This is a genomic window from Azospirillum sp. TSH100, from assembly GCF_004923295.1.
Classification (GTDB): Bacteria; Pseudomonadota; Alphaproteobacteria; order Azospirillales; family Azospirillaceae; genus Azospirillum.
In genome coordinates, this window is the sequence record NZ_CP039637.1 from 756,721 (window position 1) to 782,005 (window position 25,285).

The 25,285-nt window shown below is 68.0% G+C and carries 25 protein-coding genes and 1 pseudogene; 13 read left to right on the forward strand and 13 right to left on the reverse strand.

The annotated features are described in order from the left end of the window. Nucleotides 1-6: 6 nt before the first annotated feature. Both E6C72_RS24780 and E6C72_RS24785 read left to right on the forward strand, forming a co-directional pair. Nucleotides 7-1,059, forward strand: coding sequence for a histone deacetylase family protein (locus E6C72_RS24780; RefSeq protein ID WP_109442500.1), 1,053 nt, complete (start codon nt 7-9; stop codon nt 1,057-1,059). After that, nucleotides 1,056-1,964 carry a DMT family transporter gene (locus tag E6C72_RS24785; protein ID WP_109442501.1) on the forward strand — a complete coding sequence of 303 codons (909 nt, stop codon included), beginning with the start codon at nt 1,056-1,058 and terminating at the stop codon, nt 1,962-1,964. The genes E6C72_RS24780 and E6C72_RS24785 overlap by 4 nt, the downstream gene beginning before the upstream one ends. A gap of 8 nt (nt 1,965-1,972) precedes the next feature. On the opposite strand, the gene E6C72_RS24790 is transcribed toward E6C72_RS24785, so the two are convergent. Genes E6C72_RS24790 through madL form a run of 9 tightly spaced genes read right to left on the reverse strand, consistent with a single transcriptional unit; the run spans nt 1,973 to nt 9,192 of the window. Further along, nucleotides 1,973-2,890, reverse strand: coding sequence for an ACP S-malonyltransferase (locus E6C72_RS24790; RefSeq protein ID WP_109442502.1), 918 nt, complete (start codon nt 2,888-2,890; stop codon nt 1,973-1,975). Next, a complete protein-coding gene (gene mdcB, locus E6C72_RS24795; protein ID WP_109442503.1) occupies nt 2,887-3,762 on the reverse strand; it encodes a triphosphoribosyl-dephospho-CoA synthase MdcB in 876 nt (291 codons plus the stop codon). Before mdcB ends, E6C72_RS24790 begins: the two co-directional genes overlap by 4 nt. Further along, nucleotides 3,759-4,418: a malonate decarboxylase holo-[acyl-carrier-protein] synthase gene (gene mdcG / locus E6C72_RS24800; protein ID WP_109442504.1), complete on the reverse strand. Its 660-nt coding sequence runs from the start codon at nt 4,416-4,418 to the stop codon at nt 3,759-3,761. The genes mdcB and mdcG overlap by 4 nt, the downstream gene beginning before the upstream one ends. Continuing rightward, nucleotides 4,408-5,112: a biotin-independent malonate decarboxylase subunit gamma gene (gene mdcE / locus E6C72_RS24805; RefSeq protein WP_109442505.1), complete on the reverse strand. Its 705-nt coding sequence runs from the start codon at nt 5,110-5,112 to the stop codon at nt 4,408-4,410. Before mdcE ends, mdcG begins: the two co-directional genes overlap by 11 nt. 3 nt (nt 5,113-5,115) lie before the next feature. After that, complete coding sequence (locus tag E6C72_RS24810) at nt 5,116-5,991, reverse strand: biotin-independent malonate decarboxylase subunit beta (protein ID WP_109442506.1); 876 nt, start codon at nt 5,989-5,991, stop codon at nt 5,116-5,118. Beyond that, entirely contained in the window at nt 5,988-6,308 is a 321-nt protein-coding gene (gene mdcC / locus E6C72_RS24815) for a malonate decarboxylase acyl carrier protein (protein ID WP_109442507.1), read from the reverse strand. The genes E6C72_RS24810 and mdcC overlap by 4 nt, the downstream gene beginning before the upstream one ends. 10 nt (nt 6,309-6,318) lie before the next feature. Continuing rightward, on the reverse strand, nt 6,319-7,962 hold the full coding sequence (mdcA, locus tag E6C72_RS24820) for a malonate decarboxylase subunit alpha (protein ID WP_247875881.1): 1,644 nt from the start codon (nt 7,960-7,962) through the stop codon (nt 6,319-6,321). Between the two features lie 46 nt (nt 7,963-8,008). After that, nucleotides 8,009-8,773 (reverse strand): malonate transporter subunit MadM, encoded by a 765-nt coding sequence (gene madM / locus E6C72_RS24825; RefSeq protein WP_109442509.1) that lies wholly within the window; start codon nt 8,771-8,773, stop codon nt 8,009-8,011. Between the two features lie 11 nt (nt 8,774-8,784). Then, a complete protein-coding gene (madL, locus tag E6C72_RS24830) occupies nt 8,785-9,192 on the reverse strand; it encodes a malonate transporter subunit MadL (RefSeq protein ID WP_109442510.1) in 408 nt (135 codons plus the stop codon). 392 nt (nt 9,193-9,584) lie between these two features. Between madL and E6C72_RS24835 the strand changes: the two genes are divergently transcribed. From E6C72_RS24835 to E6C72_RS24880, 11 genes and pseudogenes are all read left to right on the forward strand, one after another. Next, entirely contained in the window at nt 9,585-10,286 is a 702-nt protein-coding gene (locus E6C72_RS24835) for a GntR family transcriptional regulator (protein ID WP_109442511.1), read from the forward strand. Between the two features lie 170 nt (nt 10,287-10,456). Continuing rightward, a pseudogene (locus E6C72_RS32750) lies at nt 10,457-10,588 on the forward strand (hypothetical protein); the annotation flags it as partial. A 33-nt stretch (nt 10,589-10,621) separates the two neighbouring features. Next, nucleotides 10,622-12,139 carry a sensor domain-containing diguanylate cyclase gene (locus E6C72_RS24840; RefSeq protein ID WP_247875882.1) on the forward strand — a complete coding sequence of 506 codons (1,518 nt, stop codon included), beginning with the start codon at nt 10,622-10,624 and terminating at the stop codon, nt 12,137-12,139. 244 nt (nt 12,140-12,383) lie between these two features. Beyond that, a complete protein-coding gene (locus E6C72_RS24845; protein ID WP_109442513.1) occupies nt 12,384-13,277 on the forward strand; it encodes a formate/nitrite transporter family protein in 894 nt (297 codons plus the stop codon). 72 nt (nt 13,278-13,349) lie between these two features. Further along, on the forward strand, nt 13,350-14,627 hold the full coding sequence (eno, locus tag E6C72_RS24850; RefSeq protein WP_136700840.1) for a phosphopyruvate hydratase: 1,278 nt from the start codon (nt 13,350-13,352) through the stop codon (nt 14,625-14,627). Nucleotides 14,628-15,087: 460 nt separating this feature from the next. After that, complete coding sequence (locus E6C72_RS24855; RefSeq protein WP_109865123.1) at nt 15,088-16,530, forward strand: bifunctional enoyl-CoA hydratase/phosphate acetyltransferase; 1,443 nt, start codon at nt 15,088-15,090, stop codon at nt 16,528-16,530. Nucleotides 16,531-16,542: 12 nt separating this feature from the next. After that, a complete protein-coding gene (locus tag E6C72_RS24860; protein ID WP_109865122.1) occupies nt 16,543-17,769 on the forward strand; it encodes an acetate/propionate family kinase in 1,227 nt (408 codons plus the stop codon). 55 nt (nt 17,770-17,824) lie between these two features. Beyond that, nucleotides 17,825-18,775 carry a DMT family transporter gene (locus tag E6C72_RS24865; protein WP_109865121.1) on the forward strand — a complete coding sequence of 317 codons (951 nt, stop codon included), beginning with the start codon at nt 17,825-17,827 and terminating at the stop codon, nt 18,773-18,775. A gap of 50 nt (nt 18,776-18,825) precedes the next feature. Further along, on the forward strand, nt 18,826-19,584 hold the full coding sequence (gene pgk / locus E6C72_RS24870; RefSeq protein WP_109865124.1) for a phosphoglycerate kinase: 759 nt from the start codon (nt 18,826-18,828) through the stop codon (nt 19,582-19,584). A gap of 116 nt (nt 19,585-19,700) precedes the next feature. Continuing rightward, nucleotides 19,701-20,723, forward strand: a complete 1,023-nt coding sequence (gene gap / locus E6C72_RS24875) for a type I glyceraldehyde-3-phosphate dehydrogenase (protein ID WP_136700841.1) — start codon at nt 19,701-19,703, stop codon at nt 20,721-20,723. Nucleotides 20,724-20,757: 34 nt separating this feature from the next. Continuing rightward, nucleotides 20,758-21,003 (forward strand): hypothetical protein, encoded by a 246-nt coding sequence (locus E6C72_RS24880; RefSeq protein ID WP_109087104.1) that lies wholly within the window; start codon nt 20,758-20,760, stop codon nt 21,001-21,003. Nucleotides 21,004-21,080: 77 nt separating this feature from the next. Here the strand turns inward: E6C72_RS24880 and E6C72_RS24885 are convergent, their stop codons facing one another. The 4 genes from E6C72_RS24885 to E6C72_RS24900 form a co-directional block, all read right to left on the reverse strand. Further along, the gene (locus E6C72_RS24885) at nt 21,081-21,890 is read right to left on the reverse strand and encodes a Fic family protein (protein ID WP_109087103.1); all 810 of its coding nucleotides are present in this window, start codon (nt 21,888-21,890) and stop codon (nt 21,081-21,083) included. Further along, the gene (locus E6C72_RS24890) at nt 21,865-22,173 is read right to left on the reverse strand and encodes a hypothetical protein (protein ID WP_109087102.1); all 309 of its coding nucleotides are present in this window, start codon (nt 22,171-22,173) and stop codon (nt 21,865-21,867) included. The genes E6C72_RS24885 and E6C72_RS24890 overlap by 26 nt, the downstream gene beginning before the upstream one ends. Nucleotides 22,174-22,291: 118 nt before the next feature. After that, nucleotides 22,292-23,377, reverse strand: coding sequence for an aromatic acid exporter family protein (locus tag E6C72_RS24895; RefSeq protein ID WP_109087101.1), 1,086 nt, complete (start codon nt 23,375-23,377; stop codon nt 22,292-22,294). Then, nucleotides 23,374-25,041 carry a caspase family protein gene (locus E6C72_RS24900; protein WP_247875851.1) on the reverse strand — a complete coding sequence of 556 codons (1,668 nt, stop codon included), beginning with the start codon at nt 25,039-25,041 and terminating at the stop codon, nt 23,374-23,376. Before E6C72_RS24900 ends, E6C72_RS24895 begins: the two co-directional genes overlap by 4 nt. Nucleotides 25,042-25,285 lie beyond the last annotated feature (244 nt).

Below are 25,285 nucleotides of genomic sequence, written 5' to 3' on the forward strand. Positions count from 1 at the left end.
TTCCCCATGAAGTTCGTCCATCACCCCGACGCCGCCCTGCACCGCCCCGCCACCTACTTCAACAAGGGCCTGCTGCGCGCCCTGCCGGAGAAGCCGGAGCGGGTCGGCGCGCTGGCCTCGCTGATCGAGAAGCGCGGCGAGACGTTGATCCTGCCCGACGATTACGGTTCCGCTCCCCGCGCCGCCGTGCACACGCCGGCCTATCTCGCCTTCCTGGAGACGGCGCACGCGCGCTGGGTGGCGGCGGGCGACATGGGCGACGTGGTGCTGCCCAACGTCCACCGGATGCAGGCGGCTCCCAACTATCCCACCGGCATCGTCGGGCAGGCGGGCTGGCACATGTTCGACACCGCCTGCCCGATCGGCGAGGGGACCTGGGCCGCCACATGCGCCGCTTCCAACGCCGCCATCCATGCGGCAAAGCTGGTCGCCACCGGGGCGGACAGCGCGGCCTATGCGCTGTGCCGGCCGCCGGGGCACCATGCCACCCGCGATATGGCCGGCGGTTTCTGCTACCTCAACCATGTCGCCATCGCGGCGGAGTCGGTGCTGCCGCTGCTGCGCGCCCAGGGACGGCCGGCGCGGGTGGCGATCATCGACGTCGACGTCCATCATGGCAACGGCACCCAGGACATCTTCTACGAGCGCGACGACGTGTTCTTCGTCTCGGTCCACGGCGACCCGGCGGAGTTCTATCCGCACATGGCCGGCTACGCGCAGGAACGCGGCATCGGGCGCGGTGAGGGCTACAACCACAATCTCCCCCTGCCCATCGGCAGCGACGAGGCGACGGTGTTGGCGACCATCGGCAAGGGCCTGGACGCGATCCAGCGCTTTGCGCCCGAGATGCTGTTCATCTCGCTGGGCTTCGACACCTTCATCAACGACCCGCTGGCCGCCTTCGGCGTCACCACCCCGGGTTTCGCCCGCATGGGCGCGCTGCTCGCCGCCACTGGCCTGCCGACGGTTCTGGTTCAGGAGGGCGGTTACGCCATCGATGATTTGTCGGCCAATCTGTCGAGCTTCCTGGACGGGTTTGAAGGCAAGACGGCAGCATGACCGCCGTCGCCGCCAGCGGCACCGGCCGCGATCCCTTCAAATACCTGCTGATCGCCGTCATCAGCCTGTTCTGGGGCCTGAACTGGCCGGCGGTGAAGACGATCCTGACACAGGTGCCGATCTTCAGCCTGCGCGCCATCGGCTTCACCGCTGGGGCGGTGCTGCTGCTGGGAGCGGCGCGGCTGGCCGGGCACCGGCTGCGGGTGGAGCGGGGGGAGTGGCCGGCGCTGGCGGCGGCGGGGCTGTGCAACGTGCTGGTCTTCAATCTCTGCACGGCGCTGGGCCAGAGCCTGATGGCGACCTCGCAGGCGGCCATCGTCGCCTTCACCATGCCGGTGTGGGCGACGCTGCTGGCGATCCCGCTGCTGGGCGAACGGCCGGGGCCGCGCCAGATCGTCGGGCTGGCCTGCGGGCTGTCCGGGCTGCTGGTCCTGCTGGGGCCGGAGGCGCTGTCGGCGCCCCCCTCCGCCCTGGCCGGGCCGGCGGTGATGCTGGTGGCGGCGGTGGCCTGGGCGCTCGGCACCATCGTGATGAAGCGCCGGGTGTGGCGCACCCACCCGATGGTCATCACCGGCTGGCAATATGTGCTCTGCGCCCTGCCGATGATCGGGCTGGCGGCGACCGAAGCCCGGCCGGCCCTGGCCGAGCTTCACCCGGCAGTCTGGGCCGGCTTCGCCTGGCATATCGTCTGTTCGATCTGCGTGGCGCAGGCGCTGTGGTACGTCACCGTCCGCCGCCTGACGGTCGGAGAGGCGGCGGTCAGCACCCTGTTGATTCCCGTGGTCGGGGTGGGCGGTGCCGTGCTGCTGCTGGGCGATCCGGTGACGCCGCGGCTGGCGGCGGCGCTGGTGCTGATCCTCGCCGCCGTCGCCTGCGTGCTGGGACCGAAGCCGGCCCGTCGCTGAACTTGCGGTCAGCCGAGCTGCCGCTCCACCCAGGCGGCGGCGCCGGACAGGCTGCGGAAATCGGCCACGGAGCGGACGGGCAGGTCGGGATGCCGCTCGGCGGCCATCCGCGCCAGCACGTTGCCGGGACCGGTCTCCAGCAGGACGGTGCAGCCCATCTCGATCAGCCCGTCCAGGCAGGCGGCCCAGGCGACCGTTTCCGCCATCTGGCGGGTCAGCGCCGCGACCGCCCGTTCGCGGGTGTAGACCGGGGTACCGTCGATACCGGCCAGAACCGGCAACGGTGGAGTCCGCAGGCCGCTCGCCGCCAGGATCGGGCCGAACTCCGCCACCGCGGGCGCCATGAGCAGGGTGTGCGAGGCGACGGTGACCGGCAGCGGCGTAACGGAGGCGCCCAGTGCCTGCGCTGCCCGCTCCACATCGTCCAGCACCGTCCGGTGCCCGCCGATGACGAAGCGGTCGGTACCGTTCTCGATGGCGATGTCGACACCCCAGTCGCGGCACACCGTCACCAGCCGCGCCCGGTCGAGCCCACGCACCGCCAGAAGCCCGCCGGGCTCGGTGTCGGCGCGGTCCATCGCCTCGGCCCGCCGAACCGCCAGGCGAACCAGCTCGTCGGCGTCGAGCGCCCCCGCGACATGATAGGCCGACAGCTCTCCCAGGCTGTAGCCGACGACCGCCCGCAGCGGCGGCAGATGCGGGCGCAGCGCCGCCCAGGTCGCCGCCTGGACCGCGCAGAGCAGGGGCTGGGCGACGGCATTGCGCTGCATCTCCGCCTCCGGCCCGGCCACCAGAGCGCCCGGATCCCGGCCCATGACCGTGGCGGCTCGGTCCAGCACCGCCTGCGCCGCCGGCTCGCGCCGCAGCGGCTCCAGCATGCCCGGCCCCTGTCCGCCCTGGCCGGAACAGAGGATACCCAGACTCATGCCCAGCCCCTTCGCAGGGCGTGAACGAAATGCGCCGCCGCCAGCATGTCGGCGCTGCCGCCGGGCGACAGGCGGCGGGCGACGCAGGCGCGGTGCAGGGCCAGCGCCTCGGCCCGCCAATTACCGCGGAACACCCCGCCGCGGTCGAGGAAGCAGCGGGCGCCCTCCCGGACGAAGGCCAGCCCGGCGGGACCGCCGCGATGCAGCAGGTTGGTGTCTTCCAGTTCGGCCATCAGGGTGAACAGTGTCTGCATCAGCGCCCGTTCCGGATCGGCGCCAAGCGTCAGCGCGCGGTCCAGCGCCGGCAGCGCAAGCGTGAACAGGGTCGGAAAGCCGTCCGCCGCCTCCAACCGGGCACCGCGGGCGCCATAACGCTGGACTGCCCGCGCACCGTGGCTGGCGGGGACCAGCGGTGCGGCGGCCAGGATGCCGGCTCCCCACCGGTCGGCGACCGTCTCGCCAAGCGCCGCTCCCCGCAGCGTCAGGCCCCGGCGCATCCGCCAACCCGCCGCGGCGGCGAGGAACCCGATGCCGAACACCGCGCCGCGGTGCGTGTTGACACCGCCGGTGGCCGCCAGCATCCGGCGCTCGGCGGCGATGCCGAGGTCGCGCAGGGTGGCGAAATCTTCCCCCGCAGCACCCGCGGCGGCGATGGTGCGGAAATAGCCGCGCAGGGCGAACAGGCTGCGCAGGAAGGTGCCCATGTCCATGTCGTCATGGCTGCCGCTGTCGAGCGGGCTGACCAGTCCCGGCTTCGGGTGGAGCGCCAGTTCGGCATAGAGCGCACGGACCGCCGTCCGCCCGACCATCGCCGCGAGCGGTCCGGCAGCATCGGCGGGACTGGAGGAAAGCGCGGCATTGCTGCGGATCATGCGGCATCCTTCCGGTCGAACAGCGCAAGCACGGACGCGAGGTCACGCAAGCCCACCTCCACCGGTCCCTTGACCAGCAGGCGGGCGGGCCGGCCAACCAGTTCCCGCCACGCGACCGCCACCCCATCCGGCAGCAGGATTTCGCCGTCCAGGCGGGGGGGGCCGTCACCGGTTTCCGCCAGCAGATCCAGCAACCGGTCCAGCTGCCAACGGTCGCGTGGAGCGAACACCAGGTCGATGTCCGACTCCGGCCGGACATAGCGCAGGCCGGTGCGGTGCTGCCAAGCCAGCGAGCCATAAACCGCCGCCGCCACACCCAAGTCCAGCGCCCGCCGCACCAGTTCCACCAGCATCGGCTGCCATGCCGCCGGGGCTGAATTCAGCGCCTCGGCCAGCGGCAGCGGAGCCAAACGTTCGGCCACCGCGCCGACCGCCACATGCAGGCCGATGCGCCGCTTGTCTGGGGTGGCGAGGCCGAGCCGAAGCTCCCCCGCCTCGTCACCCGACCGGCCGCGCGCGATCACCAAAGGTCGGCCGGCGGCGCACCAGTCCGCAGCCTCGGCCTGCTCCGCCGCCGCCAGAGGGGAGCGGAGATGTTCCGCCCAGCCCTCCGCCAGCCGAACCCAGCCATGGCGCGCCCACGGGTCAGACGGCATCGTGCCGCACCCGGTCGGCCACCTTGCGGGCAAGCTGCCGACCGCCGCGCTCCTCGCCCAACGACCGGCGCGGATCGCCATCCACAGGTGCCGCCAGCGCCTCGGCGAGGCAGGCGGCGAGGTCGCCGTCCCACAGGCCGGTGATGGCGCCCATCCGGCGGTAATTCTCCACGCCGGGGGCGAACACAGGAGACGACGCGCTCAGCTCGGTCAGCCGTTCCAGCGGGATCTTGGTGACACGGGACATCGCCGGCAGGTTCATCACCCGGATCTCGGCATCCGGCAGGGCATAGCAACGGTCGGCCAGCAGACTGGTGGCGAGGAAACCGCCGCTGACCGCCTGCCCATAGACCAGCCCCAGCACCCGATGCCCGTTGCGGCGGGCGAGGTCGATGCATTTGGCGAGATGTGCCATGTAGCCGTTGATGCCCAGCAGCTCGTCGCGATGGCTCAGCCGCTGGCCCTGGGTGTCGACCAGCAGCAGGATCGGCCGGCCGGGATGGCGGCGCACCACCTCCAGCACCGTGCCGGCCATGCGGAAGGCCAGCTCGATGCCGATCGGCGTGTTGTCGATGGTGCCGATCACCGCCACCTCGCCGCCGAAGACCCGGCCGATGCCGTCGAAATAAACCCCGTCGAAAGCGATGTCGTGCCCGTCCGGGAACAGCCGGTCCAGAAGAGTGCTCAAATCCATGGTTCAGGCCCTCCGGTCGCGGACGGTGGCGAGGAAACTGGCGGTGTCGAGGATCGGCAGCTGTTCCGGATCCTCCACCCCCAGTCGCTCCCAAATGTCCAACGCGTCACGGCAATCGCCGAACCGCTCCAGCCGGCTGCCCAGCGCGGCATGCTCGGCTTCCAGGGCGGCCAACGACAGGTCGGGCCTCCCGTCCAGCAGGGCGAGGGCGGCTGTGCGGAAGGCGGCGACGTCGTCCTCGACCAGAGTCGCCGCCTCGCCCAGCAGGTAGCGGTGCTTGCCGCCGACGGTGCGCCAGACCAGCGCACGGTCTCGGCTGTCGAACTCCTCCACCCCCATGGTGGTCTCGATCACCTCGGGGCCGGACAGGCCGAGCCGTCCCTCCTCGCTCATCACCACCGCGTCGCACAGGCGGGACACGATGCCCATGCCACCGAAACAGCCGAAGGTGCCGCCGTCCAGCACGATGACCGGAATGCCGGATGCCCGCACGGCCAGCACCGCCCGCATCACCTCGGAAACCGCGATCAGCCCGGCATTGGCCTCGTGCAGCCGCACGCCGCCGGATTCGACCAGCAGCAGCACGCCGTCGGGACGGCTGTCGAGCGCGCGTTCCAACAGGCCGGTCAGCTTGGCGCCATGCACCTCGCCCACCGCACCGCCCATGAAGCCGCCCTCCTGGGCGGCGGCCAGCACCCGGCGGCCGGCCAGCCGACCCTCGCCCACCACGATGCCGTCGTCGAAGGCGGCCGGTGTGTCAAGCTGGCGCAGATGCGGGCTGACCATGCGCTCGGTCGGCGGCAGGATTTCAACGAAGCTGCCGGGATCGAGCAGCCCGGCCAGACGGCCACGGGCACTGTCCTCGTAATAGCTGCTCATGACTGCGCTCCTCCGGCGAAGGCGTCGAGCGCCTGATCCAGCCGCAGGCCGACCACGGCCGGGGTGGCGCCGACATCGTTGATGGAGATGCGGACATCGGCCAGCGGATGGCGGGCGAACACGTCGTCGAGCACCGCCTGCCATGTCGCGCCGAAGCCGACCGCGGCGGTCTGCACCTCGACGCGGCAGAGCCCGCCGAGCGGCGCCGGCTCGACCAGCACCTCCAGATTGCCGGAGCCGACGACGCCCACAAGGACGGACGGCGGCGGCGAAGCCACGGGACGGCCGCCGCGATATTCGTAGGTCAGGATTTCCATGGGTTTCGGCTCACCAGTTGCGGAAGCGTTTGGGCGGGTCGTACAGGCCGCCCGATGCACGCACGAGGTCCTTGACCGACCGCGCGGCCAGCAGGTCGCGGGTCGCCATCCGCTTGTCGATGCCCAGATCCTCCGGCCGGCGGATGATGCCGCGGTCGCGCAGGGTCTCGACCATGCGGCGGTCGCGGCCGCGCCCGACGGGGGTGTAGCCGGCAACACCCCGGATCGCCTGCTCCCGCTCCTCCACGCTGCGGCAAAGCAGCAGGTTGGCGATGCCCTCCTCCGTCAGGATGTGGGTGACGTCGTCGCCGTAGATCATCACCGGCGGCAGCTCCATGCCGGCGCTTTCCGCCAGTTCCCAGGCGTCGAGCCGCTCGACGAAGGCCGGCTGCATGTGCTCGCGGAAGGTCTCGACCATCTGGACGACCAGCTTCTGGCCGCGCGGCATCTGCCCGCCGCCCTCCCGCGCCTCGCGTCCCGCCTTCAGCCAGGCCGGGCTGGCATGGCGGCGTCCACGGGCGTCGGCCCCCATGTTGGGCGCGCCGCCGAAGCCGGCGATGCGTCCCAGCGTGGCGGTGGAGCTGTTGCCGGCGAGGTCGATCTGAAGGGTTGAGCCGATGAACAGGTCGCAGGCGTAATGTCCGGCCGCCTGGCACATCGCCCGGTTGGAGCGCATGTTGCCGTCGGCCCCGGTGAAGAACACGTCCGGCCGCGCCCGGATATAGGCCTCCATCCCCAGTTCGGATCCGAAGGAATGGACGCTCTCGACGAAGCCGGCCTCGATGGCGGGGATCAGCGCCGGGTGCGGGTTCAACGCCCAGTGCCGGCAGATCTTGCCCCTGAGCCCCAGCGACTCCGCATAGGTCGGCAGCAGAAGCTCGATCGCCGCGGTGTCGAAGCCGATGCCGTGGTTCAGCCGCTGGATGCCGTATTCGGCATAGATGCCCTTGATGGCCATCATCGCCATCAGCACCTGGATTTCCGAGATCTGGGCCGGGTCGCGGGTGAACAGCGGTTCGATGTAGTGCGGCGTCGGGCTCTGGATGACGAAATCGACCCAGCCGCCGGGGATGTCAACGCGCGGAACCGTATCGACCAGCTCGTTCACCTGGGCGATGACGATGCCGCGCTTGAAGGCGGTCGCCTCGACGATGACCGGCGTGTCCTCGGTGTTGGGACCGGTGTAGAGGTTGCCGGCGGCATCGGCCGCCTGGGCGGCGACGAGGCTGACCCGCGGCGTCAGATCGACGAAATAGCGGCCGAACAGCTCCAGATAGGTGTGGATGGCGCCGATGGAAATCCGCCCGTCCGCCACCATGCGCGCCAGCCGCGCGCCTTGCGGGCCGGAGAAGGAGAAGTCCAGCTTTGCGGCGATGCCGCGCTCGAAGACGTCCAGATGCTCCGGCAGGGCAAGCACCGACTGCACCATGTGCAGGCCGTTCACCCGCGCCGGATCGACCGAGGCCAGGGTTCGGGCGAGGAAATCGGCCTGCTTCTGGTTGTTGCCTTCCAGGCAGACGCGGTCGCCCGGTTCCAGCACCGCCTCCAGCAGAGCGCGGGCATCAGCGGTGGCGACGCGCTTGCCCTCGGCAAGGCTGGCGGCGCGGGCCAGCCGGGCGTCGCGGTTGCGCCCCTGCAGGTTCCAGTCGCGCATGGTGTCAACTTCCTTCATCGCTGGGTTTGAAATGGACGGCTGCAAATCAGCCCGCGACCGCCTTGATCGCCAGGAAGAGGACGGACGGTCCCATCAGGCAGCCCAGACCGGTGTGGAAGGTGGCGACCAGGGCGCCGTAGGGCACCAGCCGCCGATCGGTCGCCGCCAGCCCGGCACTGACGCCGCTGACCGTGCCGGCCAGTCCGCCGAAGACCATCGCCGCCTGCGGATTGTCCAGCCGCATGAAGCCGGCCAGGATGGGAGTGAAGATCATCACCAGGATCGCCTTGACCACACCGGTGGCGATGCTGAGCGCGATGACGTCGGAGCTGGCGCCGATGGCCGCACCGGTGACCGGGCCGACGATGTAGGTGACGGCGCCGGCACCGATGGTGGTCAGCGCCACCGGGTCGGTGTAGCCGAAGGCCATGGCGACGGCGACGCCGACGATGAAGGGCAGCACGGTGCCGAGGAACAGCGCGATGAAGCCGAGCCAGCCGGCCTTGCGCGCCTCGTCGATCTGCACCTCGCTGGCGGTGGCGACGATGCAGAAGTCGCGCATCATGGCGCCGCCCATCAAGGCAAGCCCGCCGAACAGGGTCAGGTCGGCCATCCCCTTGGTCTTGCCGGTGACCAGCCCGCCCCAATAGGCGAGCGCCAGCCCCGCCAGCACGGCGATGGCCGAGCCATGCACACGGCCGCCTGTCAGATGGCGGGCCAGGAAATTGGAAACCCAGACGATGATGCCGACGAAAGCGAAGGCGGCGACCAGCTGGTTGTCCACGATCTCGTGGATGAATTTGTCGAGCATGGCGGGTGCCCTTATTCGAGTTCGGCGGCGGGCGTGGCGGCCTGCCAGGCGGCGGCGGCTCCGGTCCGCTGGATCGCGCGGTTGATCAGCGAGATGACGCAGGCGCAGAGCGCGACCGAGCCGAGCGCGGCCAGCAGGGCGATCGGACCGCCCTTGACGGCGACGATGACGTTCTGGGTGGCGGCCATCGCGACCACCACGGGGATGTACATCATCGCCCAGAAGGTGACGCCCCTCTCGGTTTCCGGGCGCATCAGCCCGCGCTTGCGCATGTGGTACTGCGCGGCCATCAGCAGCATCATGGCGATGCCGACGCCGCCGACATTGGCCTTGACCCCGATCAGCGACCCCAGGATATCGCCGAGCAGGACGCCCAGCAGATAGCAACCCGCCAGAAGTGCGGTGCCGAAGATCACCATGGCGCGCCTTCCCCCTCGATCGAGGCGGCGGTGTTGATTGGAATTGAAGCTCCGTAGCGACCCATCATGTGCGCTTCCCCATTTCGTCGGTTCATGCGGCCCGGCGGTCCAACACGGAATTGAGATCCGGGCATGGCCGGGCACGAAGACACGACGGCGGCCGACATTGGCTGCCCCGCCGGAAGCGCATCCAGGTTACGTATGCGCTTCGCCCTTGCGCAGAGCTTTTTGTATTTTTTGATCAGCCGCCGCTACTGTTGTGCATACATACCACCGATTTTCAGCGAGAAAAACATAATTTTGACCGTCTCGCCGCTTTTTGTATACTTATCGGGGATAAGATTGGCAGTTGCGCATACGCAGCCAGACGATCAAAGAGGGTTATGTACGCAATGGATGCCCTTCAGACGATGGAAGCCGCCGACCGGGACGTGTCCGACGACGGCAAGAGCCTGCTCTCCGACGTCATCCGTCTGGCGCTGGCCGACGAGATCGCCACCGGCCGGCTGAAGCCGGGCACGCCACTCGACGAACAGCAGATCGGCCAACGGTTCGGCGCCTCCCGCACCCCGGTGCGCGAAGCGCTGCGCCAACTCGCCACCACCGGCATGGTGGAAGTGCGGCCACGCCGCGGCGTGGTGGTCGCCACCATGACGGCCGAGCGCATCATGGACATGTTCGAAACAACGGCGGAAATGGAGGCGATGTGCGTCCGCCTCGCAACCTACCGCATCACCCCGATCGAACGCAGCCGGCTGCAGACCATGCATGAATCCTCGGCGGACACGGTGCGCGGCGGCGATCTCGACGCCTATGACGACTTCAACCGCCGCTTCCACGAGGCGATCTATCAGGCCACCCACAACCAGTTCATGGCGGAACAGGCGGTCGGCATCCGGGCCCGCCTCGCCGCCTTCCGCCGCACACAGCTTCGCCATGGCGACCGGCTGGCGACTTCCCATGCCGAACACGGCGCCATTCTCGACGCCATGGCACGCGGCGACGGCGAGGAAGCCGCCCGCTGCATGCGCGCACACATGCTGAACGCCAGCTGCGCGCTGACGCGCTACATCCAGGAACTGGACTTGCCCTGAGCGTCAGCCGAAATTTTTCCTTCACTGACGGCATGCAATATTGCGTGCAATGGATATTTTGATGCGTCGTTGCGGGCGCAATCCGGGTCTGCCTGCAATGTTGCATTCGCATCAATTTAACGTTTATCCCCTTACGATCGCGAGAGTCCCCAATTTGAGCTTCCTTTGCCATGGGCGTCGTGGTCTGCACCGATCAAACCTCGGATCGGGATTGGTCTTCGGATGATCTTTCGGCCTTTTGCCTGATCTCGGATCCGGTTTGGCTGGTCGATCTGGAGACGGGCGAAATCCCGTGGGCCAATCCAGCGGCCTGCTCCCTTTGGGGCGTCCGGTCGATGCAGGAGCTGGCGGCCGTTGGCGGCTTGCCCGAGACGGTGCAACGGCGTCTGCCCGATTACGCCCGCCGCCTGTCCGGTGCCGGACGGATCAACGAGCGCTGGACGGTCGGCGCCCGGGATGCATCAGGGGAGGGAGCCGGGGGCACGGAGACCGTCCTGTCCTGCGACTGTTCGGGCCTGCGCCTGACGGACGGGCGATTGGCGATGCTCGTCCATGCGAAGCCGCTGTCCGCCTTGGAACAGCCGGCGGCACCGGAACTGCACCTGTCGCGCATGGTGGAGAATCTGCCGATGGCCGCCGCCTATGTCGAAGGCGAGCGGATTTCCCTCAACCACGCCGCCGAACGGCTGATCGGCTACCGGCAGGACGAATTGCCGACGATGGAGGCATGGTTCAGGGCGGCCTACCCCGGTCACGATCAGGAGATCCGTCAGCGCTATGACGCCGCAAGACTGACCGCGGCGTCGGTGATGACCGAGTTGCAGGTCACCCGAAAGGACGGCGTCCGGCGCTGGATCCGTTTCTTCGCCTATCTCACCCATGGCGGGGAGGTGTGGCTGATGGAGGATGTGAGCGACCAGCGCGCCACGCTGGAGGCGCTGCATCAGGAACGGGCCATCCTGCAAAGCCTGATCAATTCGATGCCGGACGTCGTCTTCTTCAAGGATCGCGACGGTGTCTTCCAGAACTACAACCGCGCCTTCCTGGATTATGTCGGACAGACACCCAACCTGAACGGTCGCCTGCGCGACATCGACATGGTCGATGACAACGCGGCCGAGCGTCGCCGCCAGACCGACCTGCGCGCCATGCGGGAAGGGATGACCCGCGGCGAGGAATGGTTCGTCTACCCGGACGGACGGCGCCGGCTGATGGAAACGGTCAAGACCGCCTGCCGCGATCCGCAGGACAATATCCTGGGTGTCGTCGGCATCTCCCGCGATGTCACCGACCGCCGGGAAATAGAGGAGATGCTCCGGCGCAGCGAAGCGGAAAAGGACCATCTCGCCAACCATGATCCACTGACCGGACTGCCCAACCGTCGGCTGTTCTTCGCCCGCACGGAGGCGGCGCTCGCCCGCGCGCAACGCATCGGCCAGCCGCTCGCCCTGCTGTTCATCGACCTGGACGGCTTCAAGCCGGTGAACGACCAGTTGGGTCATGATGCCGGGGACAAGGTGCTGCGGGTGACGGCGGAGCGGCTGACCGCCTGCCTGCGCGCCTCCGACCTCGTGGCGCGCATCGGCGGGGACGAGTTCACCGTGCTGCTGGAAGGCGCCGGATCGCTCGCCGACGTGGAGCGTGTCGCCGCCAAGCTGATCCACACGCTGTCGGCGGAGGTCATGCTCGGTCGCAACAGCCTGTCGGTGGGCGCCAGCGTCGGCATCGCGCTGTATCCGCGGGACGCCAACACCGTGCAGGATCTGCTGAAGGCCGCCGACGATGCGCTTTACCAGGCCAAATATGCCGGACGAGGACGGTTCATGGTCTGCGACACCCGACGCCGGGCGTGACGCCCGGCCATGATGTAGCAACACTACAGGAGCGCAACCGACGCAAGAGTGACATCGTTTCTCCAGAGAATCCCTGGATTCCCTGTCTTTGCCTTCCCCATCTCCGTCCCGCCCCTGCGACCGAATTGCTCAGGCGGCGCGCTTGCCAGCGTCCTCCCGACCGGAGTATGTAGTAAAGCTACATGGCGGGAGCGAAACCCGCCGACGGGCCTGCACCGATGCGCGGCAGCAAGGACATCGAGCGATGAACATGGACAGCAAGGTGGACAGCAAGGATGTGGCCGGCTGGAGCCAGCCCACCCCGCAAACCCTCGACGCACTGATGCCCGATGCCATCGCGCTCGCAGCCGAAAATCTCGGCGTCAAGAAGGCACATTACGACACCCCCACCCTGTTCGCCCTGGCGGTCCTCGCCGGTGCCTTCATCGCGATGGGCGGCCTGTTCGCCACCGTCACCATGTCCGGCGCCGAAGGCATGCTGCCCTACGGGGTGACCCGGCTGCTGGGCGGACTGGTCTTCTCCATGGGGCTGATCCTGGTGATCGTCGGCGGCGCACAGCTGTTCACCGGCGATGCGCTGATGGTGATGGCCTGGGCCAGCGGCCGGCTGCATGCCCGCGAGATGATGCGGGTGTGGACGACGGTGTGGATCGGCAATTTCGTCGGTGCCGCCGGCACGGCGCTGCTGGTCTTTCTGTCCGGGCAATACACATTCGGACATGGCGCGGTCGGCGCCTCGGCCCTGTATTTCGCGGTCGCCAAGAGTTCGCTGCCGACCACCCAGGCCTTCTTCCTGGGCATCCTGTGCAACGTGCTGGTCTGCCTCGCCGTCTGGCTGGCGCTCGGCGCCCACAGCGTCGGCGACAAGATCCTGGCGATCACCTTCCCGGTCGCCGCCTTCGTCGCCGCCGGCTTCGAGCACTGCGTCGCCAACATGTATTTCGTTCCGCTCGGCCTGCTGATCGAATGGGGCGCGCCGGACAGCTTCTGGCACGACCTCGGCCGCGCCGCCCCCTCGATCCCGGTCGGCCAGTATCTGGTCAACCTCGCCGCCGTGACGCTCGGCAACTGGATCGGCGGGGCGGTGATGGTGGGAGCCGTCTACTGGTTCATCTACCGGCGCCCGAAGCTGCGCTGAGCGCACCGGAAGCCTCTCCCGACCGATAATTCTGCAAACCGCAATCCCTCAAGAAACGGGACATCCCTTCCCATGAGCGCCATCACCGAAATCCGCGCCCGCGAAATCCTCGACAGCCGCGGCAATCCGACCGTCGAAGTCGACGTCACCCTTGAGACCGGCGCCTTCGGCCGTGCCGCGGTGCCGTCGGGCGCCTCCACCGGCGCCCACGAGGCGGTCGAACTGCGCGACGGCGACAAGTCCCGCTTCGGCGGCAAGGGCGTGCTGAAGGCCGTGCAGTCGGTCAATGGCGAACTGGCCAAGGCCCTGACCGGCATGGATGCCGCCGACCAGCGCGTGCTCGACATGACCATGATCGAGATCGACGGCACCGAGAATAAGGGCCGGCTGGGCGCCAACGCCATCCTGGGCGTGTCGCTGGCCGTCGCCCGCGCCGCCGCCGAGGATGCCGGCCTGCCGCTCTACCGCTATGTCGGCGGCGCCTTCGCCTCGCTGCTGCCGGTGCCGATGATGAACATCATCAACGGCGGCGCCCATGCCGACAACCCGATCGACATCCAGGAATTCATGATCATGCCGGTGGGTGCGGAGACCGGCGCCGACGCCATCCGCATGGGCTCGGAGATCTTCCAGTCGCTGAAGAAGAAGCTGAAGGACGCCGGCCACAACACCAATGTCGGCGACGAGGGCGGCTTCGCCCCCAACATCGGTTCGACCGACGAGGCGCTCGGCTTCGTCATGAAGGCGATCGAGGCCGCCGGCTACAAGCCGGGCGACGACGTCATGCTGGCGCTGGATGCCGCCTCCACCGAGTTCTTCAAGAACGGCAAGTATGAGCTGGCCGGCGAAGGCAAGTCGCTGTCGCCCGAGCAGATGGTCGCCTATTGGGCCGATCTGGCCGGCCGCTACCCGATCATCTCGATTGAGGACGGCATGGCCGAGGACGATTGGGAGGGCTGGAAGGCGCTGACCGACGCCATCGGCAACAAGGTGCAGCTGGTCGGCGACGACCTGTTCGTCACCAACCCCAAGCGTCTGGCCCAGGGCATCAGGCAGGGTGTGGCGAACTCGATCCTGGTGAAGGTCAACCAGATCGGCACGCTGTCGGAAACGCTGGAGGCGGTCGACATGGCGCACAAGGCCGGCTACACCGCCGTCCTGTCGCACCGCTCGGGCGAGACCGAGGACAGCACCATCGCCGATCTGGCGGTCGCCACCAACTGCGGCCAGATCAAGACCGGCTCGCTGAGCCGTTCGGACCGCCTCGCCAAATACAACCAGCTGATCCGCATCGAGGAACAGCTCGGCGTCGCCGCCCGCTTCGCCGGTCGCGGCATCCTGAAGGCCTGAGGTCCACGAGCTCCTGAAGTCCCCTGCCCGGCGATCCCCCCGCCCGCCCTCTCCCGCCCCCGGAGAGGCGACAACGGCGGCAGGGAGCGCACCTGAAGGGACTTCAAGGACGGGCGGCGGGCGCCCTTATCGCTGAGACGTCCCGCCGTTGTGCCCCCTCCTCCCGTCTCTCCCCGGGAGGAGGGGGAAGCCCCGCCGGACCATTTCCGCAGAATTCGGCCACCGGCCACCTGCGGCATAGTGTCAAGGCCCGGGCTTTCCGACGGATCTATGTTGCGATGCACAGTTAATATATTAATATATCGATGGTTCCCGGCGCGGCGCAGAACGCTGGCGCAAAACGGGCGACGACTGGGGATTAAACAGTGGACGGCCATGCTTTCCGTCCCGTCCCGCCGCCGCCCCCTCGGACCGTAGAAACGGGCCGCTTGCTCGACCCGGTCAACCGGAGTGTTCAAAAATGCGTGCCAGTGGTGAAGCTTCCGGCAACGGCGCCTGTGCCGTGGTCGAGAATGTGACCTTCGACGAAATCCAGATCGGCCAGTCGGCCAGCCTTTCCCGTCAGCTCACCCTGATGGATGTGGAGCTGTTCGCCACCGTGTCGGGCAACATCAACCCGGCCCATCTCGACCCGAAATTCGCCGCCGACAGCCGGTTCCAGAAGGTGATCGGCCCCGGCATGTGGACCGGCTCGCTGATCTCCGGCGTGCTCGGCACCTATCTGCCGGGCGCCGGGTCGCTCTATGCCGGCCAGAGCCTGCAGTTCCGCCGCCCGGTCGGGCTGGGCGACATCGTCACCGCCACCGTCACCGTGATCGAGAAGCGGCCTGCCAAGAACGTCGTCGTCTTCGACTGCGTCTGCACCAACCAGGACGGCGAAGTCGTCGTGCTCGGCACCGCCGAGGTGATCGCCCCGACCCAGAAGGTCGTCCGTCCGGCACATGAGCTGCCGCAGATCCAGATGATCCGCCACGACAAGCACGACGCCCTGCTCGCCAAGTGCGACGAGCTTCCGCCGGTGGTCACCGCCGTCGCCTATCCCTGCGATGCCAGCTCCCTCCAGGGCGCCGTTGAGGCTGCCGAGGCCGGGCTGATCGAGCCGATCCTGGTCGGGCCGGAAGCGCTGATCCGCAAGGTCGCCGCGGCCGGCGGGCTCGATATCGCCCGCTACCGCATCGTCGATGCCGCCCACAGCCGCGCCGCCGCCGCCACCGCCGTGGCGCTGGCCCGCACCAGCGAGGCCGAGGCGGTGATGAAGGGCAGCCTGCACACCGACGAGCTGATGGGCGAGGTGGTGAAGAAGGAAACCGGCCTGCGCACCGCCAGCCGGATCAGCCACGTCTTCCTGATGAATGTGCCGACCTATTCCAAGACGCTGCTGATCACCGACGCGGCGATCAACATCTACCCGACACTGGAAGACAAGGTCCACATCGTCCAGAACGCCATCGGCCTCGCCAAGATCCTGGGCGTCGCCACCCCGCGCGTCGCCATCCTGTCGGCGGTCGAGACGATCAATCCGAAGATCAACACCACGCTGGAAGCCGCAGCACTCTGCAAGATGGCCGACCGCGGCCAGATCACCGGCGGCATCCTGGACGGCCCGCTGGCCTTCGACAACGCCATCTCCGCCGAAGCCGCCCGCACCAAAGGCATCGCCTCCCCGGTCGCCGGCCAGCCGGACATCCTGCTCGCCCCCGATCTGGAGGCCGGCAACATGCTGGTCAAGCAGCTGTCCTTCCTGGCCAACGCCGACCTCGCCGGCATCGTGCTGGGCGCCAAGGTGCCGGTCATCCTCACCAGCCGCGCCGACAATGTGCGGGCACGGCTCGCTTCCTGCGCCGTCGCCTCGCTGGTCGCCGCCGCTCAACGCCAGCCGAAGCTCGCGCTGGCCGCCGAATAGGACGTTTTCGTCATGGTCGCACTGTCAAACTCCAGCGAGGACGCCTGCCTCGTCATCAATGCAGGGTCCTCCAGCCTGAAATTCTGCGTTTTCCAGGGCGGCAGCGCCGCAGAGATCGCCCCGGTCGTCACCGGCCAGATCTCCGGCATCGGCACCGCCCCCCGTTTCGAGGCGAAGGATGCCGGCCGCAACAAGATCGCCGACCACAGCTGGGCCGCCGGTGAGAATCCGGGCCGTCCGGAGCTGCTCCACCATCTGCTCGACTGGATCGGCGGCACGCTGAAGGGCGCCACGCTGGTGGCCGCCGGCCATCGCGTCGTCCATGGCGGCACCCGCTTCTCCGCCCCCGTCCGCGTGACACCGGCAGTGCTCGACCAGCTGGAGGAGCTGATCCCGCTCGCCCCCCTGCATGAGCCGCACAACATCGCCGCCATGCGGGCGCTGGCCCAGGTCTACCCGTCGCTGCCGCAGGTCGCCTGCTTCGACACCGCCTTCCACCAGACCCAGCCCTGGCAGTCGCAGACCTTCGCCATCCCGCGCGAGCTGACGGCGGAAGGCATCCGCCGCTACGGCTTCCACGGCCTGAGTTACGAATATATCGCCCACCGCCTGCCCCAGGTCGCCCCGGAGCTGGCCGATGCCCATGTGGTGGTCTGCCATCTCGGCAGCGGCGCCAGCCTGTGCGCCATGCGCGGCGGGCACAGCGTCGACACCACCATGGGCTTCACCGCGCTGGACGGCGTGCCGATGGGCACCCGGCCGGGCGCCATCGATCCCGGCGTGCTGATCTACCTGATGCGCGAGAAGGGCTACGGCGCCGACGAGCTGGAAAAGCTGCTCTACCACAAGTCGGGCATGCTGGGTGTCTCGGGCCTCTCCAACGACATGCGCGACCTTGAGAACTCCGACCTTCCCGCAGCGGCCGAGGCGGTGGAGCTGTTCTGCCACAACGTCGCCAAGCAGGTGGCGGCGCTGGCGGGCTCGATGGGCGGGCTCGACGCCGTGGTCTTCACCGCGGGCGTGGGTGAGAACTCCACCCTGGTGCGGGCGCGGGTGGCGGAGAAGCTGGCCTGGCTCGGCGTCGCCATCGACCCGGCGGCCAACCGGGCGAAGGCGACCCGCATCTCCGCCCAGGAGAGCCGCGTGCCGGTCTTCATCATCCCGACCGACGAGGAACGGATGATCGCCCGCCACACGCTGGGTGTGATTGCAGCAGAGCAATTGAGCAAGGCTGCCTGAGGTCTCCCTCTCCCGTCCCGGGGGAGGGAGACCTCCCCGGGAAGCGAAAGACATCATGGAACAGGTCCCTACAAGCCCCACCGCCAAACCACCGGAAAATGTCCGGCTCGGTATCCTGTCGATGCTGCTGGCGATGGCGCTGATGACCATCATGAATGCGCTGGCCAAGATCCTGGCGGAAACCTACCCACTGGGCGAGGTCACCTTCTTCCGCAACCTGTTCGCCCTGCTGCCGGCGGTCGCCATGGTCGCGGCGGCGGGCGGGCGGAGCTGTCTGCGCACCGACCATTGGCAGGGGCATCTGTGGCGGGCCATCGTCGGGCTGGCGTCGATGGTGCTGCTGTTCTGGGCCTATCACCTGATGCCGCTGGCCAATGCCGTGGCGATCTCCTATTCGGCTCCGCTGTTCCTGACCGCCCTGTCGGTGCCGCTGCTGGGGGAGAAGGTCGGCGCCTTCCGTTGGGGAGCGGTGGCGGTCGGCTTCGCCGGCGTACTGATCATGGTCCAGCCCGGCGCCGACATGATCGACCGCGGTTCCCTGGTGGCGCTGACCGCCGCCATCTGCTACGCGCTGGCGATGATCGCCATGCGCCAGCTGGGCCGCACGGAAAAGCCGGTGACGACGGTCCTCTACTTCACCGTGATTTCCACCCTGCTCAGCGCGCTGGCCCTACCGTTCGACTGGACGACGCCGGACGGCCATGCGCTGTTCCTGATGGCGGCAATGGGGATCGCCGGCGGCGGGGCGCAGTATTTCAGCACGCGGGCCTATTCGCTGGCCCGGGCGGTGGTGGTCGGCCCCTTCAGCTATGCCAGCCTGATCTATGCGACGATCCTCGGCTGGCTGGTCTGGGGCGACGTGCCGGCCCCCCATGTGATCGTCGGCGCCACCGTGCTGATCGGCAGCGGGCTGCTGATCCTCTACCGCGAAACCCGCCGCGCCGCCGGTCCCCCGCCGGAGCGTTGCGCGACATCATCGGGCGCCGGGCCGATCCGGACCGCCTGAACGGTAAGACGACAAACGACAAAATTGGTTCCAAGAAAAGGACAGGCATCATGCTTACGACCGATGTCCGAGGCAATTCGGCCCCCCGACTGACCGGCCGGCTGCATCTGATCACGGGTGGTCGTGATGCGGACGGGCCGGCGCGGCCAACCCTGTTCACCCCCGCCCGCAAGGCGGGACGGTCCGACCACGCGGTCTGCGCCGTCGTCGGCGGCGCGAAGCTGTCCACCAAGCTGGATCTGCTGATCCGGCTGGTGACGCGGGTCGATGTGCTGGCGCTGGGCGGCGGCATCGCCAACACCGTCCTGGCGGCGACCGGCACCGACATGGGCGCCTCGCTGTGCGATTACGACCTGCTCGACGAAGCCCGCAGGCTGCTGGACCGGGCGAAGGCCTGCGGCTGCGAGCTGCTGCTGCCGGTCGATGCCGTCGTGGCGACCGAGGCGCGGAATGGGGCGGAGGATCGCGTCGTTCCCTGTTCCGCCATCGGGCCGGAGGACATGGTTCTCGACATCGGGCCGGCGACGGCGGCACGGCTGACCGCCTGCGTCGAGGCGGCGAGGACGGTGGTATGGACGGGACCGCTCGGCGTCTATGAGATCGCCCCCTTCGACGGGGGCACCAACGCGCTGGCCTGGTTCATCGCCCGGCGCACCCGCGACGCAGGGCTGCAGTCGGTGGCGGCCGGCGTGGACACCATCGCCGCCCTGGCGGCAGCCGGCGTGGACGACCGCTTCAGCGAGCTGACCAGCCGCGACGCCCTGCCGGCATGGCTGGATGCGATGTCGCCGCGCGCCGTTCCGGCGTGAGTGCAAAGCCACTCCCTTGAACTGCAATTCCTGCGGGCTGAAGCCCGCTTTCCCCGGTTAAATCAGGTCTCCACCCCAATCGGCACGAGACCGCAACCGAACGACTGGAGCACATCATGGCTGTACAGGTAGCGATCAACGGTTTTGGCCGCATCGGCCGTCTGGTTCTGCGCGCCATCTACGAGAGCGGCCGCAAGGACGTGGAGGTCGTGGCGATCAACGACCTCGCCGATCTGAAGGCCAACGCGCACCTTCTGAAGTACGACAGCGTCCACGGCCGCTTCCCCGGCACCATCGAGACCGGCGCCGATGAAAACGGAAATGGCGTGCTGATCGTCAACGGCCACTCGATCAAGGTCGTCCAGGAGCGTGACCCGGCCAAGCTGCCGTGGAAGGATCTCGGCGTCGAGATCGCCATGGAATGCTCGGGCATCTTCACCAAGCGCGCCGACGCCGCCAAGCATCTGGAAGCCGGTGCGCAGAAGGTGCTGATCTCGGCCCCGGCCACCGACGAGGACATCACCGTCGTCTATGGCGTCAACCACGACAAGCTGACCGCCGAGCACAAGATCGTCTCCAACGCGTCGTGCACCACCAACTGCCTGGCCCCGGTCGCGCATGTCCTCCACAATCTGGTGGGCATCGAGAAGGGCTTCATGACCACGATCCACTCCTACACGGGTGACCAGCGGATCGTCGACACCAACCACAAGGACCTGCACCGCGCCCGCGCGGCGGCCCTGAACATGATCCCGACCTCGACCGGCGCGGCCAAGGCCGTCGGCAAGGTCCTGCCGGATCTGAAGGGCAAGCTGGACGGCACCGCCATGCGCGTCCCGACCCCGAACGTGTCGGTCGTCGACTTCAAGTTCACCGCCAAGCGCGCCACCTCGGTCGAGGAGATCACCAAGGCGATCTCCGATGCCGCCAACGGCCCGCTGAAGGGCGTGCTGGGCGCCTACACCGAGGATCTGGTTTCGACCGACTTCAATCATGATCCGCACAGCTCGACCTTCGCGCTGAAGGAGACCAAGGTCATCGACGGCAACTTCGTCCGCATCATGGCGTGGTACGATAACGAGTGGGGCTTCTCCAACCGGATGGCCGACACCGCCGTCGCGATGGCGAACGCCAAATAAGACCAGCCCGACCCAGACCAGAAGGAGCCGGACGATGAGCAAGACGATCATGTGGGCCGAAACCGATGCGAAAGGCTTCGAGTCCGAGTGCCTGTTCAACGAGGACAGCCGCCATTACGAAGTGATGGTCTGCGCATCCGGCCGCCGGCTCTGCCGGTCGGAGTCCTTTCCGGCCCAGTCCGACCCCATGCAGGGGATGAGCGACGAGGACCGGCAGCGGGCGGTGCACTGCGCCGAACGGCTGGTGACGGAGATCGAACACGATCTGGGCGACCGCTGAGGGGCCGCGGGCTTACGTGCGCCCGCACATATCGAGCGGAGGTTGACGGGTGCGTCGACCTCCGCCGTTATGTTTTCTCAAACCCGCGCTCCCGGCAAGCAGATGCAGGGAGCCTGTCCGCAGTCGTCGCACGGCCGGGCATCGCCGGGACTGGCGGACGGAGCGATCCCGTAGCCGCGGCGCGCCTCGTAGTCCCTATACCGCCCGGCTACATCCTCGTCGCTGAAGTCGCCCTCCACCACATCGGAAACGCGCCCTTTGTTTCCGTCGAGGCCGTCGATGGCGGTGATGGTCTCGAACCAGCGCGCGCGTGGCACCTCCGGCGCGATGAAGCGTGACAGGTAGCGGTCGAGGACATGGTCGTTGGGACTGGCGATCTCGTGGCTCAGAGCGGCGAGATAATCGGGTTTCGTCGTCTTGCTCCAGTCCACGGAAAATCCGGCCCGATGGCACAATTCCGAATGGACGATCAGCATGGTCCGTCCGTTTCCGTCGAGGAATGGATGACCATAAGCGAAAAGCCCCATCACCTCGCCGAGTGACTGCCGCATGGAACCGGATTGGCCGATCCGCAGCCCCTGACAGACGGCGAGAACGGCGTCTCTGGGATGGCTGAACATCACGGATGCCTTGCTCACCGCGATGGTAGGCGCAATGTCCGCCCTGTCCTTGCCAGCCCATGGATAGAAATCGAAAAAAAGTATCTGGTGGACTTTCAGGAAATCACCATACTCGATGTTTTCGACATTTGAGATAAAGTCAACCGCATCGATCAGATTGGCGCGAAAGACCTCATGCTCGATCCGCTTGATGATGCGCGAATCTTTGAGTCCTTGGGTATTTCTCAGATACCCAGCACTCTCAAAGTCGCCGAAGGGATCGAACACGAAACTTGTCTTTCTTCGTCAAATGAAGCGTCAGCATTCTGACCATCTGAGGGCCGGTTATGGCTCCGGCGCGCTTCAGCGCCACCAGCAGGTCGTTGGTATCGTCATGTATGACTGGGTCGCCGGAAATCTGCGTCACGTTGTCCGCCCATGCGTCGGCATAGGTCCGTTTGTAGGAAACGCCATGCTGCTTGGCGATCCGGGTGGCGATCGCCCGGACGCTGCGGGGTTCCCCCCTGGTCTTGCCGACCGCCAGTTTGTTGACCCTCACCATATATTTCATAATGCTGTTCCACCCCGCAAGCTGACTTGGATTGTGGTATTGCGGTCTGGATTGTCAATGGCTTCGCGGGGTTGCCGACGGTGCGTTCCCTCGCGCCGGGAGGAGGGTGGCCGTGCTCCTAACCATGGGCGGCGAAGTCCGCCGTCCGCTCGACGAGGTCGTCCAGATTGCGGCGGAACTGCTCCAGCGCAAAGCCGGTGCCGAACATCCGCCACAGCCAGTCGGTGGACAGGTCACGCGTCCGCCGTTCGGCGCGGGTGCGGTCGATGGCGGCGCGGTAGGCCGCCAGCGCATCGGCAAGCGCAGTGGAGCGGTCAGGCGGCCGACCGGCGGTCAATGCATTGGCCAGACCACGCAGAGTGGCCGCCCCCGCCACGGCGACCGGAGTCCAGTCGGGGCAGACATCGCGGTCGGCGATGTCCTGTCGCGGCTCCCCCGCCGCGCGGCGCAGCATCACCACGTCATGCCGCAGCCGCATCAGCGTGCGCAGCAGCGGATCGGGATCGGGCATGTCGGCCAGCCGGCTCCGCCGCTCCCGCGCCGCCTCGCCCACCAGGGTTTCCAGCCGGGCGAGGGCTTGCCGGGTGCGCAGCACCAGCCGGCTCATGGCGGCCTGCGACGCGTCGTCGGCCACGGCCAGCGTATCAAGCTGGTCAGCCATCAGCCGTGCCGCCTCCGCCGCCGTGTCCAGCACGGAGCGCGAGGCGCGGGCCGGCACCACCAGAAGCGACACCAGGATGCCGACGATGCAGCCGAGACCCACCTCCAGCATGCGGTCGGTGGCGAAGCTGAGCGGACCGAGGCTGGCCCCGGCGCTGCCCAGCAGCACGATGATCGCGGTGATCGGCGCAATGCGGAATCCGGCCGACTTGGCGGCCAGATAGGACAGCGGCGCAACCGCCGCCAGCAGCGCCACGGCCCGCGTCAGCCCGTCCGTGTGCGGGATCAGCATGGCGATCACCCCGCCATAGGCGACACCGACCAGAGAGCCGACGAAACGGTCGAGCGCCGCCTTCAGCGAACCGCCCACATTGCTTTGGGTGACGATCAGCGCCGTGATCACGGCCCAGAACCCCTGCGGCAGGCCCAGCAGCTCGGCCAGCGCGAAAGTCGCCAGGGTGGAGGCGGTCATCCGCAAGGCATGCACCAGCTTGGACCGGTTCCGCGCCATCCATGCCGCCGGCACGCTCCACCATCCGCTCATTCCTCTTCCTCGTCCTCCTCCTCGTCCGGCGCTTCGTCAAAGACGATCCTGTCGCCGACGGCGTAGAGCATGCAATCGTGGTTGCCGCCGGATTGTTCGCAGCGTTCCAGCGCGGCCTGCTTCGCCTCTTCCTCGCTGTCGCGATCCCAGACGGTGGCCCAGCGGCCGGCCAGCGTCACCGCCAGAGCCTTGTGGCCGGGATTGCGCTGGTAATTCACCATGCCGACCTTGCGCGTGTGATCGCTGACGAAGGGCACACGCGCCGGATCGAAGCGGCCGCTCCCCAGGATTTCCACCGGCATCGGGGTGAAGCCCTTGGCCTCCATCACCACGGCGTCGTCGACCGCATAAAGGGTGCAGGGTTCCTCCGCCCGATACTGGCAATATTGCAGGGCGCTGCGCTTGACGTCGTCCCCGGTCCGGCTGTTCGACTTGTTGGAGAAGTAGGCGTAGTTGCCCTTGGTCGAGATCGCCAGCGCCTTGGGCGACGGCAGTCCCGCATACATCGCCAGCGTCTGCCGCGACTTGGCGCTGAGATAGGGGATCGCCGACACATCCAGCGGCCGGACCGGCGGAGCGGCCGGAGCCGGAGTGGCCGTGGGGGCGGCGGGGGCGGGCGGCAGAGTTGGAACGGGGGCCGGAACTGGAACCGGTGGTGCGGCCAGTGCGGCGACAGAGAGCTGGGCTCGCTCGGGCGGCACCGTCCCGCCCAACTCCGCGACGCGCGCCTCGGCGATGGGAGCGAAGGTGCCCTGCGGGAACTGTTTCAGATAGGCCTCGAACAGGCCGCGGTTGGAACTGCCCTTGATGCTGTCCCAGAACAGCGTTTCCTTGTCGGCGCCCGCGGCCGTCGCGGCGGGTGCCGCATCGGCGGGCGGCGCCATCACCACGGTGGTCGGACCAAGGAAATAGAAGCGTCCCTCGATGGGCGAGGCCGACACCCAGGGCTGCTGCACGCCGCCGGAATTGCGCTTCACCGTGATCCCGACATCGTTGAAGACGTCGAAAACCGTCTCGCCCGGCTTCAGAATCGCCTTCGACAGCGCCTCGGTATAGGGGCTGTTGGCCCCCGCGCCGTCGGCCGCCACCGCCCCCGGCTGGGTCGCATAGGCGATGATGGTGCCGGCCGGCGCCTGCATCTGCGCCAGACCGGGCGAGGCGGCACGCATGCCGCGCCCACCGAAGGGGTTGTTGCGGCAGGCGTCCAGGATGACGATGTTCAACCGGCTTTCCGCCAGCGCCATCTCGTCCAGCACCATGGCGATGTCGATCAGTTCGTAGCGGACATCCGCCTCCTTCTCCAGATTGGCGGAGACCGGCAGCAGGTAGTTGGTGCCCCTGGCCTGCATGCCGTGTCCGGCATAGAAGAACAGCCCGACATCGGCCCCGGCCAGCTTGGCGCCGAAGCTGCGGATCACCCGTTCCGTCCCGGCACGGTCGAGGTCCAGCTGCGGCGCCCCGCCGATCAGCTCGAACCCGGCGGCACGCAGGGAGTCCGCCATCGCCTTGGCGTCGTTGGTCGGGTTGGGCAGCCGCGGCGCATACTGATAGGCGCTGTTGCCCATCACCAGCGCCACGCGCCGTTCCGCAGCGGCCTCTCCCGCCCCCGCCACCCAGACGAAAAGCGACAGGGTGAGCGCGACGGTGCGTCCCAGGAAATTCACGGCGACAGTCCTTCGGGTCGAAAGCATCACGGCCACTCTGCCCAGGCAACGCCTGCGCTTGCAAGCACCGGCGACGATCCCGACGCGACAGCTTTGCAAATGGCCGTTCACATCGGTTGTGAAAGTCGTTCATGACGCTGACTAAGGGCATTCATTGCAATCGCCCAGACTGAGCACACCCGCAGGCCGGCAGGAGCCGGTCAAGAAAATCGCCCGATGGCCGGCCAATGTCGGCCAAAAAATC

Coding starts and splice junctions, on each gene's coding strand:
- E6C72_RS24835 (WP_109442511.1), top strand. CDS start 9,585: ATGGATGCCCTTCAGACGATGGAAGCCGCCGACCGGGACGTGTCCGAC.
- pgk (WP_109865124.1), top strand. CDS start 18,826: ATGCTTACGACCGATGTCCGAGGCAATTCGGCCCCCCGACTGACCGGC.
- E6C72_RS24840 (WP_247875882.1), top strand. CDS start 10,622: ATGCAGGAGCTGGCGGCCGTTGGCGGCTTGCCCGAGACGGTGCAACGG.
- E6C72_RS24895 (WP_109087101.1), bottom strand. CDS start 23,377: ATGAGCGGATGGTGGAGCGTGCCGGCGGCATGGATGGCGCGGAACCGG.
- E6C72_RS24810 (WP_109442506.1), bottom strand. CDS start 5,991: ATGAGCAGCTATTACGAGGACAGTGCCCGTGGCCGTCTGGCCGGGCTG.
- E6C72_RS24845 (WP_109442513.1), top strand. CDS start 12,384: ATGAACATGGACAGCAAGGTGGACAGCAAGGATGTGGCCGGCTGGAGC.
- gap (WP_136700841.1), top strand. CDS start 19,701: ATGGCTGTACAGGTAGCGATCAACGGTTTTGGCCGCATCGGCCGTCTG.
- madL (WP_109442510.1), bottom strand. CDS start 9,192: ATGGTGATCTTCGGCACCGCACTTCTGGCGGGTTGCTATCTGCTGGGC.
- E6C72_RS24860 (WP_109865122.1), top strand. CDS start 16,543: ATGGTCGCACTGTCAAACTCCAGCGAGGACGCCTGCCTCGTCATCAAT.
- E6C72_RS24785 (WP_109442501.1), top strand. CDS start 1,056: ATGACCGCCGTCGCCGCCAGCGGCACCGGCCGCGATCCCTTCAAATAC.
- mdcC (WP_109442507.1), bottom strand. CDS start 6,308: ATGGAAATCCTGACCTACGAATATCGCGGCGGCCGTCCCGTGGCTTCG.
- E6C72_RS24890 (WP_109087102.1), bottom strand. CDS start 22,173: ATGAAATATATGGTGAGGGTCAACAAACTGGCGGTCGGCAAGACCAGG.
- mdcA (WP_247875881.1), bottom strand. CDS start 7,962: ATGCGCGACTGGAACCTGCAGGGGCGCAACCGCGACGCCCGGCTGGCC.
- eno (WP_136700840.1), top strand. CDS start 13,350: ATGAGCGCCATCACCGAAATCCGCGCCCGCGAAATCCTCGACAGCCGC.
- mdcE (WP_109442505.1), bottom strand. CDS start 5,112: ATGGATTTGAGCACTCTTCTGGACCGGCTGTTCCCGGACGGGCACGAC.
- E6C72_RS24880 (WP_109087104.1), top strand. CDS start 20,758: ATGAGCAAGACGATCATGTGGGCCGAAACCGATGCGAAAGGCTTCGAG.
- E6C72_RS24855 (WP_109865123.1), top strand. CDS start 15,088: ATGCGTGCCAGTGGTGAAGCTTCCGGCAACGGCGCCTGTGCCGTGGTC.
- E6C72_RS24780 (WP_109442500.1), top strand. CDS start 7: ATGAAGTTCGTCCATCACCCCGACGCCGCCCTGCACCGCCCCGCCACC.
- mdcG (WP_109442504.1), bottom strand. CDS start 4,418: ATGCCGTCTGACCCGTGGGCGCGCCATGGCTGGGTTCGGCTGGCGGAG.
- madM (WP_109442509.1), bottom strand. CDS start 8,773: ATGCTCGACAAATTCATCCACGAGATCGTGGACAACCAGCTGGTCGCC.
- E6C72_RS24865 (WP_109865121.1), top strand. CDS start 17,825: ATGGAACAGGTCCCTACAAGCCCCACCGCCAAACCACCGGAAAATGTC.
- E6C72_RS24790 (WP_109442502.1), bottom strand. CDS start 2,890: ATGAGTCTGGGTATCCTCTGTTCCGGCCAGGGCGGACAGGGGCCGGGC.
- mdcB (WP_109442503.1), bottom strand. CDS start 3,762: ATGATCCGCAGCAATGCCGCGCTTTCCTCCAGTCCCGCCGATGCTGCC.